Origin of the sequence: Streptomyces sp. NPDC059582 (genome assembly GCF_042735715.1) — a bacterium.
Taxonomy (GTDB): Bacteria; Actinomycetota; Actinomycetes; order Streptomycetales; family Streptomycetaceae; genus Streptomyces.
In genome coordinates, this window is record NZ_JBHWCC010000075.1 from 22993 (window position 1) to 36793 (window position 13801).

The 13801-nt window shown below is 71.8% G+C and carries 14 protein-coding genes; 3 read left to right on the forward strand and 11 right to left on the reverse strand.

The annotated features are described in order from the left end of the window. Nucleotides 1-100: 100 nt before the first annotated feature. The 7 genes from truB to rimP form a co-directional block, all read right to left on the reverse strand. Nucleotides 101-1006: a tRNA pseudouridine(55) synthase TruB gene (truB, locus tag ACFV0T_RS38570; protein WP_385789664.1), complete on the reverse strand. Its 906-nt coding sequence runs from the start codon at nucleotides 1004-1006 to the stop codon at nucleotides 101-103. Beyond that, nucleotides 1003-1503: a 30S ribosome-binding factor RbfA gene (rbfA, locus tag ACFV0T_RS38575; RefSeq protein ID WP_385789666.1), complete on the reverse strand. Its 501-nt coding sequence runs from the start codon at nucleotides 1501-1503 to the stop codon at nucleotides 1003-1005. The genes truB and rbfA overlap by 4 nt, the downstream gene beginning before the upstream one ends. Before the next feature lie 38 nt (nucleotides 1504-1541). After that, the gene (locus ACFV0T_RS38580; RefSeq protein ID WP_385789668.1) at nucleotides 1542-1835 is read right to left on the reverse strand and encodes a DUF503 domain-containing protein; all 294 of its coding nucleotides are present in this window, start codon (nucleotides 1833-1835) and stop codon (nucleotides 1542-1544) included. Nucleotides 1836-2027: 192 nt separating this feature from the next. After that, nucleotides 2028-5174: a translation initiation factor IF-2 gene (gene infB, locus ACFV0T_RS38585; RefSeq protein ID WP_385789669.1), complete on the reverse strand. Its 3147-nt coding sequence runs from the start codon at nucleotides 5172-5174 to the stop codon at nucleotides 2028-2030. Between the two features lie 163 nt (nucleotides 5175-5337). After that, nucleotides 5338-5619, reverse strand: a complete 282-nt coding sequence (locus ACFV0T_RS38590) for a YlxR family protein (protein WP_385789671.1) — start codon at nucleotides 5617-5619, stop codon at nucleotides 5338-5340. A 90-nt stretch (nucleotides 5620-5709) separates the two neighbouring features. Further along, a complete protein-coding gene (gene nusA, locus ACFV0T_RS38595) occupies nucleotides 5710-6720 on the reverse strand; it encodes a transcription termination factor NusA (protein WP_385789672.1) in 1011 nt (336 codons plus the stop codon). A gap of 2 nt (nucleotides 6721-6722) precedes the next feature. Next, nucleotides 6723-7241 carry a ribosome maturation factor RimP gene (gene rimP / locus ACFV0T_RS38600; protein ID WP_385789673.1) on the reverse strand — a complete coding sequence of 173 codons (519 nt, stop codon included), beginning with the start codon at nucleotides 7239-7241 and terminating at the stop codon, nucleotides 6723-6725. Between the two features lie 205 nt (nucleotides 7242-7446). On the opposite strand from rimP, the gene ACFV0T_RS38605 reads away from it, so the two are divergent. The 3 genes from ACFV0T_RS38605 to ACFV0T_RS38615 are packed head-to-tail and all read left to right on the forward strand — an operon-like array spanning nucleotide 7447 to nucleotide 9506. Continuing rightward, nucleotides 7447-8061 (forward strand): hypothetical protein, encoded by a 615-nt coding sequence (locus tag ACFV0T_RS38605; RefSeq protein WP_385789675.1) that lies wholly within the window; start codon nucleotides 7447-7449, stop codon nucleotides 8059-8061. After that, a complete protein-coding gene (locus tag ACFV0T_RS38610; protein WP_385789677.1) occupies nucleotides 8058-8570 on the forward strand; it encodes a ferritin-like domain-containing protein in 513 nt (170 codons plus the stop codon). Before ACFV0T_RS38605 ends, ACFV0T_RS38610 begins: the two co-directional genes overlap by 4 nt. A gap of 27 nt (nucleotides 8571-8597) precedes the next feature. Continuing rightward, a complete protein-coding gene (locus ACFV0T_RS38615; protein ID WP_385789678.1) occupies nucleotides 8598-9506 on the forward strand; it encodes an aminoglycoside phosphotransferase family protein in 909 nt (302 codons plus the stop codon). Nucleotides 9507-9871: 365 nt separating this feature from the next. Here the strand turns inward: ACFV0T_RS38615 and ACFV0T_RS38620 are convergent, their stop codons facing one another. The 4 genes from ACFV0T_RS38620 to ACFV0T_RS38635 all read right to left on the reverse strand — a co-directional run. Continuing rightward, nucleotides 9872-11572 carry a proline--tRNA ligase gene (locus ACFV0T_RS38620; RefSeq protein WP_385789679.1) on the reverse strand — a complete coding sequence of 567 codons (1701 nt, stop codon included), beginning with the start codon at nucleotides 11570-11572 and terminating at the stop codon, nucleotides 9872-9874. 136 nt (nucleotides 11573-11708) lie between these two features. Next, nucleotides 11709-12287, reverse strand: coding sequence for a GNAT family N-acetyltransferase (locus ACFV0T_RS38625; protein ID WP_385789681.1), 579 nt, complete (start codon nucleotides 12285-12287; stop codon nucleotides 11709-11711). A gap of 54 nt (nucleotides 12288-12341) precedes the next feature. After that, on the reverse strand, nucleotides 12342-13190 hold the full coding sequence (locus tag ACFV0T_RS38630) for a GNAT family N-acetyltransferase (protein WP_385789682.1): 849 nt from the start codon (nucleotides 13188-13190) through the stop codon (nucleotides 12342-12344). A 374-nt stretch (nucleotides 13191-13564) separates the two neighbouring features. Beyond that, a partial coding sequence (locus ACFV0T_RS38635) for a flavodoxin-dependent (E)-4-hydroxy-3-methylbut-2-enyl-diphosphate synthase (protein ID WP_385789684.1) occupies nucleotides 13565-13801 on the reverse strand: 237 nt, incomplete at its 5' end.

The window sequence follows — 13801 nt, forward strand, 5'->3', positions numbered from 1 at the left end:
GCGTCGGACGGTGTCGCCGTCCTCGGCCGGGGTCGGCCGAAAGCTTCGCCTGAGCCGGAGACGGCCAGGCCCTTCGCCTCAAGGGAAGACAGCCAGGCCCTCAGCCGAAGATGGCCAGGCTCTTCGCCTTGCCGCGCTGTGCCTCGACCAGGGCCAGGAAGTGGTCCTCGGGGTCGAAGACGGCGACGGCGCCGGTGCCTTCGTACACGTCGGGCATCTCCAGGCGCACGCCGTTGAGGAGCAGCCGGGCCCGCTTGGCGTCCACGTCCCAGCGGGGGAACGCCGCCGTGGCCGCCTCGGCGATCGGCATCACCGTCAGTTCCTGCTGGAGCTGGTCCAGTGTCTTCGCCGAGTCCAGCTTGTAGGGGCCGACCCGGGTGCGGCGCAGCGCGGTGAGATGACCGCCGACGCCGAGGTCGGCGCCCAGGTCGCGGGCGAGGGCGCGGATGTACGTGCCGGACGAGCAGACCACCGACACCACCAGGTCGAGCACGGGGGTGCCGTTCTCGGCGACGGCCTCGCGGACGTCGTACACGGCGAAGGAGGAGATGGTGACCGGGCGGGCCGGGATCTCGAACTCCTCGCCCTCGCGGGCCCGCTTGTACGAGCGCACGCCGTCGATCTTGATGGCGCTGACCTTGGACGGCACCTGCATGATGTCGCCGCTCAGCTTGGCGATGCCGGCGTCGACGGCGTCCCGGGTGACCGCTGAGGCGTCGGTGGAGGAGGTGATCTCCCCTTCGGCGTCGTCCGTGAGCGTGTTCTGCCCGAGGCGGATGGTCCCCAGGTACTCCTTCTCGGTGAGGGCGAGATGCCCGAGGAGTTTGGTCGCCCGCTCCACGCCGAGGACGAGTACGCCCGTCGCCATCGGGTCGAGGGTGCCGGCGTGGCCGACGCGGCGGGTCCGGGCGATCCCGCGCATCTTGGCGACCACGTCGTGCGAGGTGAAGCCCGACGGCTTGTCGACGATGACAAGGCCGTCGGGCGTCTTGTGCTTCTCGGTCATTCCGCGGCTTCGCCGTCCTTCTCGACGGCCTCGGCGGGCCGGGCGACCTCGGCCGCCTCGGCTTCCTCGTCCTCTTCACCCGGCTTGCGGTACGGGTCGGCCTCGCCCGCGAAGCTGGCGCCCGCCGAGACCTCGCGGACCTTCGCGTCCGAGGCGCGTGCCTTGTCGAGCAGGTCCTCGATGGTCTTGGCGGTGTCCGGCAGGGCGTCCGCCATGAAGGTCAGGGTCGGCGTGAACTTCACGCCCGCCGCCGCGCCCACCGCCGAGCGGAGCACGCCCTTGGCGCTCTCCAGGCCCGCGGCCGCAGCGGCCCGCTCCTCGTCGTCCCCGTACACCGTGTAGAAGACGGTCGCCTCCCGCAGATCACCCGTCACCCGGGTGTCCGTGATGGTGACATGCGAGCCGAGCCGCGGGTCCTTGATCCCGCGCTGCAGCTTCTGGGCCACCACCTCTCGGATGAGGTCCGCCAGCCTCTTAGCCCGCGCGTTGTCGGCCACTGGTCCGTCTCCCGTTCTTTCCTGATCTAAGTTCTTGGTCAGTCGTCTTCGCCGTGGAGGCGCCGTCGCACGGACAGCAGTTCCACCTCGGGGCGTCCGGCGACCAGCCGTTCGCACCGGTCCAGTACGTCGCTGAGATGAGCGGCGTCGCCCGACACCATCGCGAGGCCGATGCCGGCCCGGCGGTGGAGGTCCAGGTGGTCGACCTCGGCGGCGCTCACCGCGTATTTCCGCTGGAGTTCAGCGACGATCGGGCGGACGACGGAGCGCTTCTCCTTCAGTGACCGTATGTCGCCGAGGAGGAGGTCGAAGGACAGAGTCCCTACGTACATGTGTATCCGGTTCACCCGCCGGTACGGGATCGATGGCCCCGCCATCCACTGGACAGGGACATCAAGAACGGTACAACGAACGGGCGGGGTACTCGACGGGATTGTTCTGCCCCGCCGCACCCTGCCCGTAGCCGGAAACACGCCGAGGCGGCCGGCGGGAAACTGTCCCGCCGGCCACCTCGGGCCACGGCCTTACGCCCGCGGCTTCTCGCGCATCTCGTACGTCGCGATGACGTCGTCGACCTTGATGTCGTTGAAGTTGCCGAGGTTGATACCGCCCTCGAACCCTTCGCGGATCTCGGTGACGTCGTCCTTGAAGCGACGCAGACCCTCGATGTTGAGGCTCTCCGCGATCACCTTGCCATCGCGGACCAGTCGGGCCTTGGTGTTCCTCTTGACCTCGCCGGAGCGGATCAGGACACCGGCGATGTTGCCCAGCTTGGACGACTTGAAGACCTCGCGGATCTCCGCCGTACCGAGCTCGACCTCCTCGTACTCCGGCTTCAGCATGCCCTTCAGGGCCGCCTCGATCTCCTCGATCGCCTGGTAGATGACCGAGTAGTACCGGACGTCCACACCCTCGCGCTCGGCCATCTGCGCCGCGCGGCCGGCCGCGCGGACGTTGAAGCCGATCACGATGGCGTCGGAGCCCATCGCCAGGTCGATGTCCGACTCCGTGACCGCACCGACACCGCGGTGCAGGACGCGGATGTCGACCTCTTCGCCGACATCCAGCTGGAGCAGGGACGACTCGAGCGCCTCGACGGAACCGGAAGCGTCACCCTTGATGATCAGGTTCAGCTGCTGGACCTCGCCGGCCTTGAGCACCTTGTCCAGGTCCTCGAGGGACACGCGGCGCGTGCGCTTCGCGAAGGCCGCGTTGCGCTCACGGGCGGCGCGCTTCTCCGCGATCTGGCGGGCCGTACGGTCCTCGTCGACGACGAGGAAGTTGTCGCCCGCACCCGGGACGTTGGTCAGGCCCAGGACCTGGACCGGCGTCGACGGGCCCGCCTCGGCGACGTTGTTGCCGTTGTCGTCGAGCATGGCGCGCACACGGCCGTAGGCGTCGCCCACGACCATCGTGTCGCCGACCCGCAGGGTGCCTCGCTGGACGAGGACCGTCGAGACGGCACCACGGCCGCGGTCGAGTCGGGACTCGATCGCGATGCCCTGCGCGTCCTGGTTCGGGTTGGCCCGCAGGTCGAGCGAGGCGTCGGCGGTGAGGACGACGGCCTCCAGCAGGGAGTCGATGTGCAGACCCTGCTTGGCGGAGATGTCGACGAACATGGTGTCGCCGCCGTACTCCTCGGCCACCAGGCCGTACTCGGTCAGCTGACCGCGCACCTTGGTCGGGTCGGCACCCTCGACGTCGATCTTGTTGACCGCGACGACGATCGGGACGTCGGCCGCCTTGGCGTGGTTGAGCGCCTCGACCGTCTGCGGCATGACACCGTCGTTGGCCGCGACGACGAGGATCGCGATGTCCGTCGACCGGGCACCACGGGCACGCATGGCGGTGAACGCCTCGTGACCCGGGGTGTCGATGAAGGTGATCTTGCGCTCTTCGGCGTTGACCTCGGTCGCGACCTGGTAGGCACCGATGTGCTGGGTGATGCCGCCGGCCTCGCCCGCGATGACGTTCGTCTTGCGGATGGCGTCGAGCAGTCGGGTCTTACCGTGGTCGACGTGACCCATGACGGTGACGACCGGCGGACGGACCACGAGGTCCTCCTCGCCGCCCTCGTCCTCGCCGAACTCGATGTCGAAGGACTCGAGCAGCTCGCGGTCCTCCTCCTCGGGGCTGACGATCTGAACCGTGTAGTTCATCTCGCCGGCGAGGAGATGCAGTGTCTCGTCCGAGACGGACTGCGTGGCCGTGACCATCTCGCCGAGGTTCATCATGACCGCGACGAGCGACGCCGGGTTGGCGTTGATCTTCTCGGCGAAGTCGGTGAGGGACGCACCGCGCGACAGGCGAATGCTCTCGCCGTTGCCGCGAGGCAGCATCACGCCGCCGACCGACGGGGCCTGCATGGCCTCGTACTCCTGGCGCCTCTGCCGCTTCGACTTGCGACCACGACGCGCGGGACCGCCGGGACGGCCGAAGGCGCCCTGCGTGCCACCACGGCCACCGGGACCACCGGGACGACCGCCGAAGCCAGGACGGCCGCCGCCACCACCGGCACCGGGAGCACCGGGACGACCGGCGAAGCCGCCGCCACCACCGGCACCGGGAGCACCGGGACGACCGGCGAAGCCGCCACCGCCGCCGCCACCCGGACGACCGGCGAAGCCGCCGCCGCCACCGGGACGACCGCCGCCGCCGCCACCGGGACGACCGCCACCGCCACCGGGACCACGGCCACCGCCGGGGCCACCGCCGGGACGCGGGCCGGCAGCGGGACGCTGCGGCATCATGCCGGGGTTGGGACGCGGACCCGCGGGGCCGCCACCGGGACGGGGACCGCCGCCCTGCGGACGGGGCATACCGGACGGCGACGGACGCGAACCGCCCGGAGCCTGCGGACGCGGACCGCCACCCTGGGCGCCCGGCGACTGCGGACGGGGACCGGCGCCGGGGGCACCGGGACCGCCGGGACGCGCGCCCTGCGGACGCGGCGCCTGCGGACGCGCCATGCCGGTGGAGCCACCGGAGGTGAAGGGGTTGTTGCCCGGACGGGGACCGGCCGGACGGGCGCCCGGACGCGGGGCCTGACCGCCGGGGCGCGAGGCGCCACGGTCCGGACGGGGAGCCTGGCCCTGACCCTGGCCCTGACCCTGGCCGGGACCACCCTGACGGGAGCCGGGCTTCGGGCCGCCGGGGCCCGGACGGGCACCCGGACGCGAGGCCTGGGCGGCCGCGGGGGCGGCCGGAGCGGCCGGGGCCGACGGCGGAGCGGTGAACTCCGGCGTCGTGGGGGCCGCCGGGGCCGGACGCGGCGCGGGCTTGGGGCCCGGCACCGGACGCGAGCCGGAGGCGGCCGGCGCGGGGGCCGACGGCGTCGACGGGGCGGACGGAGCCGCCTGAGCCGACGGGGCCGCGGGCTGCGGGGCCACGGCGGGCTTCGGGGCGGCCGGCGGCCGCGGGGCGGCCGGACGTGCCGTCTGCGCCGGGGAGGGCGCGCCAGGCTTGGGGGCAGCCTTGCGCGGGGCGGGCCTGCCGGCGGACTTGCCGTTGCCACCACCCTGGAAGGCGTCTGTCAGTTTGCGCACTACGGGCGCCTCGATCGTCGAAGACGCCGATCGGACGAACTCACCGAGTTCCTGGAGCTTGGCCATGACGACCTTGCTCTCTACACCGAACTCCTTGGCGAGTTCGTATACCCGGACCTTAGCCACTTCGCTCCTTTTAGGTCCGGGTTGCGTCCGGACCGTCGCTACTTCATGGGCGTACTCATCGCGTGCTCATCGAGTGCTCATCGCAATCTCGACCTACTTCCAACTCGCGGGGTACCTGGGCCGCGCGGATGTCCGCGCGACGCTTCTTACGGTGTTGCCTGCCTCAGCAACGTTCTGTCTGTTCGACGTACTGGCGCAACACCTTTACGTCGAGCGGTCCCGGGACGCGGAGCCCCCGCGGGAACGCCCGGCGGCGTATCGCCAGGTCGAGACAGACCGGGGCGGGGTGTACATACGCACCCCGGCCGGGCAGCGTACCGCGAGGATCGGGGACGCATGCGTCCCCGACCGCCACGATGCGCAGCAGATCGGTCTTGGCCGCTCGCTCCCGGCACCCCACACAGGTGCGTTCAGGGCATGCGCGGTCTCGCGTCCGGCCAGACACTGGTAAGTCTACCTCCCCGCACCGACCTCACCCCTTTGGGGCAAGAATCGAACGGTTGTTGTCGTGATCCAAGCGGGCTGCGGCTTGGATCTATTCCCCACTCCCGAGGGACTCCCGCTCGGACACCTGCTCGACGTCCGGTCGGATGTCGATCCGCCAGCCGGTGAGCCGGGCCGCGAGCCGGGCGTTCTGCCCTTCCTTGCCGATCGCCAGCGACAGCTGGTAGTCGGGCACGGTCACGCGCGCGGAGCGGGTCGCCAGGTCCACGACCTCGACCTTGGTGACGCGGGCAGGCGACAGGGCGTTGCCGACCATCTCGGCCGGGTCGTCCGACCAGTCGACGATATCGATCTTCTCGCCGTTCAGTTCGCCCATCACATTGCGGACTCGGCCGCCCATCGGGCCGATACAAGCGCCCTTGGCGTTCAGGCCCGAACGGGTGGACCTGACGGCGATCTTGGTGCGGTGACCCGCCTCGCGCGCGATGGCGGCGATCTCGACGGACCCGTCGGCGATCTCCGGCACCTCGAGCGCGAAGAGCTTCTTCACCAGATTGGGGTGCGTACGGGAGAGGGTCACGGACGGACCGCGCACCCCCTTCGCCACCCGGACGACGTACGACCGCAGCCGCAGGCCGTGCGTGTACGTCTCGCCCGGCACCTGCTCCTGCACCGGCAGGATCGCCTCGAGCTTGCCGATGTCCACGAGCACGTTCTTCGGGTCGCGGCCCTGCTGCACCACACCGGTGACGATGTCGCCCTCACGGCCGGCGTACTCGCCGAGCGTCGCGTCGTCCTCGGCGTCGCGCAGACGCTGGAGGATCACCTGCTTGGCGGTGGTGGCGGCGATCCGGCCGAAGCCGGACGGGGTGTCGTCGAACTCGCGGGGCTCCTGGCCCTCCTCGAGGTCCTCGGGGTCCTCCTTCGCCCACACGGTCACATGTCCGGTCTCCCGGTTGAGCTCCACGCGCGCGTGACGGCGGCTTCCCTCGGTGCGGTGGTAGGCGATGAGGAGGGCCGACTCGATCGCTTCGACCAGCAGGCCGAAAGAGATCTCCTTCTCCCGCACCAAGCCCCGCAGGGCACTCATGTCGATGTCCACGGCTACGCCTCCTCCTCTTCCTTCATGTCCTTGTCGTCCTTGCTGTCCTTGCGGCTGAACTCGACCTGGACCCGGGCCTTGGCGATGTCGTCGAAGGCGAGCCTGCGGGAGGTGGCCTTGCGGCCCTTCACTCCCGGCACCTCGACGTCGAGACCCGCGTCGTCGACCTCCAGGATCCGGGCGGTCAGCTCGTCGCCCCCGGCCAGCTGGAACTTCACCAGCCGGTCCAGGGCACGCACGTAGTGGCGGTACTCGGTGAGGGCGCGCTCCGCACCCGGGGTTCCGACCTCGAGGGTGTATTCGCCCTCGCCCATCGCGTCCGTCTCGTCGAGCTTCGCCGAGAGCGCGCGGCTCACATCGGCGATCTGGTCCAGGTCCGCTCCGGTGTCGGAGTCGACGACGACGCTCAGCACCCGCTTTCGCCCTACGGAGTCCACGGCGATCTCTTCGAGATCCAGGCCCTGGGAGGTGACGAGCGGTTCCAGTAGTTCCCGCAGCCTCTCGCTCTGGGTCGTGCTCATCCGGGTGACTCCTCGGCCGCGTGTGCTGTTGTGGGATGGGGCGCGTGTCTGGTCAAAGGGTATCCGGTCGCAGGGTGTGTTGCCGTCCACCTGCGCACGGGCGGTGCCGATGAGTGATGCCGGGGGGACGCGCGGGTACCGTGATCACCGGCGGGGCCGCCTTCCCCGTCCGTGTGTTCGTACGAGCCCCCCGAGGACGTCTGCCGTGCCGTACCCCCCGCCGTCGCGCACCCCCTCGGGGACGCGCAGAAGATCCCTGCTCACCTCCGCCGCCGGGGTCGCCCTGCTCGTGGGCTGCTCCACCGCCGGCGAGGACACCGAGGAGAGCTCGGGCAGCAGCCCGTCGGTCGCCGAGCGGGCACGCGCGCGTGCGGCCCAGGAAAGCAAGGGGATCGTTGAACAATACGACGTGGTGATCGCCGCACATCCGGGGCTGGTGGAGCGGCTGGGGCCGCTGCGGGCGGAGGCCCTGCGGCACGTGCAGGCGTTCGAGAGCGACCGGACGACCGCGTCTCCCTCGACTCACTCGTCCTCGGCGTCCTCGGCGTCTTCGGCTTTCACGTCGTCCAACTCGGCGTCCGCGTCGTCGCTCTCGGCGTCGCCGGGGCCGGCCGGGGCCCCGTCGTCGGCCGCCTCGTCCCCGGCCGGCGTGGGAACCGAGAAGGACGCTCTCGCCTGGCTCGCCACCGCCGAGCGGACGCTCGCGGACCAGCGGGCGAAGGCACTGCTGGACCTGCCGGGCGAACTGGCCAGGCTGCTGGCCTCGGTGGCGGCGGCCGGGGCGGCACACACGTATCTGCTGACGGAGGGTGCCAAGTGAGCGGGGCGGAGAAGCCGGAGCTGGAGGCGTTGCAGGCCGTACTGGCGGCCGAGCACGCGGCCGTGTACGGGTACGGCGTCGTCGGCGGCCTGATCGGCGAGGGGCGGCGCTCGGAGGCGCGGGCCGGGTACGACGCGCACCGGGCACGACGCGACGCGCTGGTGCGCGAGGTGCGCGACCTGGGCGGCGAGCCCATCGCGGCGAGTGCCGCGTACGCACTGCCGTTCCCGGTGGCGGACTCGGCCGCGGCCGTCCGGCTCGCCGCCGAACTGGAGGATCGCGTGGCCGGTGTCTATTCCGACCTGGTGCGCGCGAGCGGCGCCGAACGGCGCGGCGAGGCGGCCGGAGCGCTGCGCGAGGCGGCGGTCCGGGCGGTGCGCTGGCGCGGCGGGAGCGTAGCCTTCCCTGGTCTCGCCGAGTGGGCGGGCACGGGCGCGGCCGCGGGCTCGGGCACGGATTCGGCCGTGACCCCCGCCCCGGCCTCGGCCTCGGCGACGCCGACGGCTTGACCCGGAGAGGAAGGGAACGACTCGCGCATGGCTTTCGAACCGCCGCAGCGTCTGGTGCGGGCGCTCGGCGAGACGGCACCGGAGGGTGACGACTGGCTGGAGAGGCTGCCCGAAGCGGTCCGACAGGCCGTCGCCCTGCGCGAGTTGACCGTGGAACGGGTACAGGTGCCGGGCGGCCGGAGCAGTCTGGTGGTCCTGGTACGGCGGCCCGACGGGACGCCGGCCGTGCTGAAGCTGATCCCGCGCCGGTCCCGCCCGATGAGCGAGCGGGCCGCGCTCGCGCACTGGGGCGGCCTGGGCGCCGTACAGCTCCTCGACGATGTCACCACCGAGGGCGTGCTGCTGCTGGAGCGGCTGCACCCGGATGTGTCGGTGCGCTCGCTGCCCGAGGCGAAGGCCCTGCTGGAGGCGGCGGGCACGCTGCGCCGGCTGTGGGTGGCGCCGCCCGCCGACGACGCCGCTCCCGTCTTCGAGACGGTGGCCGAGCGGACCGGACGGCAGGCCGAGGCGATGCGGGCGAGCGCCGCGGCCGATCCCGAGGTGGCCCCGCTCGTCGAGGTGGCCCTCGCGGCCCGCGAGGAGCTGCTGAAGGCGCCCCCCGAGCACCGCCTGCTGCACGGCACGTTCCGGCAGAGCAAGGTGCTGGCCGGGGACCGGCTGCCGTGGCTGGCCGTGGGGCCCGACCCGGTGGTCGGCGAGTGCGCGTTCGACCTGGCGCGACTGGTCCGCGACCGGGTGGAGGACCTGATCGCCTCGCCCTCCGGGGCGTCGATCACCCGGCGGCGCGTGAAGCGGCTCGCCGAGTCGCTGGAGGTGGACCAGGAGCGACTGCGGGGCTGGACCCTGTTCCGTGCGGTGGAGTCCGGCGTCCGCGCCCGACGCGTCGGCCGCCCCCAGGACGCGGAACTGCTGCTGGAGTTCGCGGGCTGGCTGTAGCCCCGCCGGGACTCAGGTTGTGGCCCGCCCCGGACTCAGGTTGTGGCCCGGCCCGGACTCAGGTTGTGGCCCGCCCCGGACTCAGGTTGTGGCCCGCCCCGGACTCAGGTTGTGGCCCGCCCCGGACTCAGGTTGTGGCCCGGCCAGGACTCCGGCTGCGGTACGGACGGGACTCCGGTAGCAGTCCGCCCGAGGAATCGGGTTGTCGTCCGGCCGGAGAGTCCCCGCTGTGACCCGGACGGGATCATGGCATTCGCCCGGCCGGGATCCCGGCCGTGGCCGTAGCCCGGCCGGGACCACGGCCAAAACCGGCAGGAGCTTCTGTGCGGTGTTCACGTACCGCGCAGAAGTCCCCGAAGGTGGCGTCAGTCCGCGAGGCGGGCGATCGCCTCGTCGACCGTCAGCTCCTCGCGCTCACCGGTCTTGCGGTCCTTCAGCTCCAGGACGCCCTCGGCGGAGCGGCGGCCCGCCACCAGGATCTTCGGTACGCCGATGAGCTCGGCGTCCGTGAACTTCACGCCCGGGGAGACCCCGGCCCGGTCGTCGACCAGGACGCGCAGACCGGCGGAGGCCAGCTTCTCGGCGACGTCGAGAGCCAGTTCGGTCTGGAGGGCCTTGCCGGCGGCGACGACATGCACGTCGGCCGGGGCGACCTCCCTGGGCCAGCACAGGCCCTGCTCGTCGGCGGTCTGCTCGGCGAGCGCGGCGACCGCGCGGGAGACGCCGACGCCGTAGGAGCCCATGGTCACCCGGACCGGCTTGCCCTGCTGGCCGAGGACGTCGAGCTTGAGGGCGTCGGCGTACTTGCGGCCCAGCTGGAAGATGTGGCCGATCTCGATGGCGCGGTCGAGCTTGAGCCCGGTGCCGCACTTCGGGCAGGGGTCGCCCTCCTGCACGACCACGACGTCGACGTACTCGCCGACCTCGAAGTCACGGCCCGCGACGACGTTCTTCGCGTGCGTGTGCTCCTTGTTGGCGCCCGTGATCCACGCCGTGCCCGGAGCCACCCGCGGGTCGGCGATGTAGGTGACCTTCTCCAGGCCCTGCGGGCCGACATAACCGCGGACCAGGTCGGCGCGGTCCGCGAAGTCGTCGGCGGTGACCAGCTCGACGGCGGCGGGGGCGAAGTGCGCCTCGACCTTGCCCATGTCGACCTCGCGGTCACCGGGGACGCCGATGGCCACGATCTCGCCGCCGACCTTGACCAGAAGGTTCTTCAGGGTGGCCGAGGCCGGGACGCCGAGGGAGGCGGCGAGGGTCTCGATGGTCGGGGTGTCGGGCGTCGGGATCTCCTCGGCGGCCGGCACGGCGGAGCCGTCGACGGGCTGGAGCTCGTAGCTGATCGCCTCGGTGTTGGCCGCGAAGTCACAGTTCGGGCAGTCGGCGAAGGTGTCCTCGCCGGCGGCGGCCGGGGCGAGGAACTCCTCCGACTTGGAGCCGCCCATCGCACCCGCGGTCGCGGCGCAGATGCGGTAGTCGAGGCCGAGACGCTCGAAGATCCGCTGGTAGGCCTGGCGGTGCAGGGCGTACGAGTGGGCGAGGCCCTCGTCCTCCAGGTCGAAGGAGTAGGAGTCCTTCATCAGGAACTCGCGGCCGCGCAGGATGCCCGCGCGGGGACGGGCCTCGTCACGGAACTTGGTCTGGATCTGGTAGAGGATGACCGGCAGATCCTTGTAGGAGGACGCCTGGTCCTTCACGATCAGCGTGAAGATCTCCTCGTGGGTGGGGCCGAGGAGGTAGTCGCCGCCCCTGCGGTCCTGGAGGCGGAACAGCTCCGGGCCGTACTCGTCCCAGCGGCCGGTCGCGTCGTACGGCTCCCGCGGCAGCAGGGCGGGGAGCAGCACCTCCTGTGCGCCGATCGCGTCCATCTCCTCACGGACGATCCGCTCGACGTTGGCGAGGACCCGCTTGCCGAGCGGCAGCCAGGTCCACACGCCGGCGGCCGTGCGGCGGACGTAGCCGGCGCGGACGAGAAGCTTGTGGCTGAGGACCTCGGCGTCCGCCGGGTCGTCGCGCAACGTCTTCGCCATCAGATTCGACATGCGCTGGACCGGTGCGTTCGCCATTCTCGTACTCCTGCTGCTGGGGGTCCCTCCAGTCGGGGAGGGTGATGGCAGGAGGTTATCCGGGCGGTCCATCCCGGTGGAAATCGGTTAAGGACCGGCCGGCCCCGCGTCCGCGCCGCGATCGGCCGGGCGGACCCTAGGGCCCGGTACGGCGGCGCAGTGGCAGAGGGGCTCCCATCACCGCGTACGGCTTCGGGGCACTGGGGAAGAGGACCTGACGGGCCAGGTCCTCGTAGCCGAGGGAGTGGTAGAGGCCGCGGGCCGGGCTGTCGGTGTCGATCGCGGAGAGGATCGAGCGGGGCTCGGCGGCGCCGTCGGTGATCGTGGTGATCAGGGAGCGGCCGATACCGCGGTTCTGGTAGCGCGGGTGGACGTGCAGCTCGGTGATCACGAACGACTGGTCGAGCCAGAAGTCATGGCCCTGGGCGCGCAGATACGGCTCCACCACGGTGGACCACCAGTGGCTACGGTCGTTGGGCATGCCGTAGACGAAGCCGGCGAGCCGACCGTCGGCGGTGGTGGCACCGAGGGCCCGGGCGCCCGGGTAGGCCATGTGCCGCAGCACGATCTGGCGCCGCACGGCGACCTCGTCGGCACCGAGTCCGAAGGCGACGGCCTGGACGGCGAGCGCGTCGTCGACACGGGCCGGCAGGTCGAGCGGGCCGATCACGACGTCGTCGGGGTTGTGGTGTCCGTGACCGGGGATGCGCAGCATGCCGGGGAGACTACAGGGCTCGTACGAGGCTCAGAACAGCACTCTGAAGTGCGGCTAGAACAGTACGCTCATGAACGCGCCGACCTCCTGGAAGCCCACCTTCAGGTAGGTCCGCCTGGCCGGGGTGTTGAAGTCGTTGACGTACAGGCTCACGACCGGGGCCACGTCGGCCAGCGCGTACCGCAGCACCGCCGCCATGCCGGGGGCCGCGAGGCCCTTGCCCCGGTACTCGGGGGCCACCCACACACCCTGGATCTGGCACGCCCGGGACGTGGCCGCGCCGATCTCCGCCTTGAAGGCGACCCGGCCCTGTTCGTCGAGGCGGGCGAAGGAGCGACCGGAGCCGACGAGTTCGGCGACGCGGGCCTGGTAGAGGAGGCCGCCGTCGCCGGCCATCGGGGAGACGCCGACCTCCTCGGTGAACATCGCCACGCAGGCCGGCATGATCGTCTCCATCTCGTCCTTGCGGATGCGACGGACGTAGGGGTCCGGGGCGACGGAGTCGGGCATGCGGTCGGTGACCATGAGCGGCTGGTGGCCGCGGACCTCGCGGGCCGGACCCCAGCTGGGTTCGAGCAGCCGCCACAGCTGCGCGGTGGCCTCGGCGGGGCCGACGATCGAGGAGCAACGGCGGCCGCCCCGGCGCGCCCGGTCCGCGAAGGCCCGTACGGCCCGGGGGGTGGCGCAGATGGGGACGAGGTTGGCGCCCGCGTAGCAGAGGGACGTCAGCATGCCGTCCTCGTACCAGCCCCACATCTCGCCGCCGAGACGCCAGGGGTCGAGGCCCGCGACCTGCACCCGGGACGTCACGAAGGCGTTCGTGACGGGGTCGCGGTCGAGGACGGCGAGGGCGGCGTCCAGGTCGCTCGGTTCGAGGACCCGGGAGGTGGTCTGGGTCAACAAGCGCGGGGCCTCACACTGGGGTCTGCTGATCTCCGCACTGTACCTGCCGAAAATGTGGCGCGCCGCCTGATGGGGTGCCGGAGCAGGCCGGAGCAGGTGACGGCGGCCCGGGGCGGCGGGGCCGCCGAGGGCTGCCCCCTCCGTGAGGAGCTAAGTGCTGCCGGGGATCAGGGGAATCCAGGAGGACCGGGCTGCCGGGGCCGCCGGTCCTCGCCGGGGCTCCGGACCGCCGGTCCCGAAGGGGTCCGGGGGACCGGGCTGCCCCTCCGTGCTTCGCCGCACTCGGGCTCACGGAACACGAGGAGTCGGTCTCACCCCGTGCTCCGCTAGCGAAAGGCGAGCCGGCCTCGGCTCGCCCCCGCCGCCGCGTCCCGTCAGCCCGCCACCGACACCGACGGCTCGCCCGAGGCGATGCCGTCCGCCTCCATCTGCTCGGCGAGCTTCATGGCCTCTTCGATCAGGGTCTCGACGATCTTCGACTCGGGAACGGTCTTGATGACCTCGCCCTTGACGAAGATCTGCCCCTTGCCGTTGCCCGAGGCGACACCCAGGTCGGCCTCCCGCGCCTCGCCCGGACCGTTCACCACACAGCCCATGACCGCGACCCGCAA

Bases quoted from the DNA above. Each gene is read 5' to 3' on its own strand.
- truB (WP_385789664.1), bottom strand. From the start codon at position 1,006: ATGACCGAGAAGCACAAGACGCCCGACGGCCTTGTCATCGTCGACAAG.
- rimP (WP_385789673.1), bottom strand. From the start codon at position 7,241: ATGAGCACGACCCAGAGCGAGAGGCTGCGGGAACTACTGGAACCGCTC.
- ACFV0T_RS38620 (WP_385789679.1), bottom strand. From the start codon at position 11,572: ATGGCGAACGCACCGGTCCAGCGCATGTCGAATCTGATGGCGAAGACG.
- ACFV0T_RS38625 (WP_385789681.1), bottom strand. From the start codon at position 12,287: ATGCTGCGCATCCCCGGTCACGGACACCACAACCCCGACGACGTCGTG.
- ACFV0T_RS38580 (WP_385789668.1), bottom strand. From the start codon at position 1,835: ATGTACGTAGGGACTCTGTCCTTCGACCTCCTCCTCGGCGACATACGG.
- ACFV0T_RS38615 (WP_385789678.1), top strand. From the start codon at position 8,598: ATGGCTTTCGAACCGCCGCAGCGTCTGGTGCGGGCGCTCGGCGAGACG.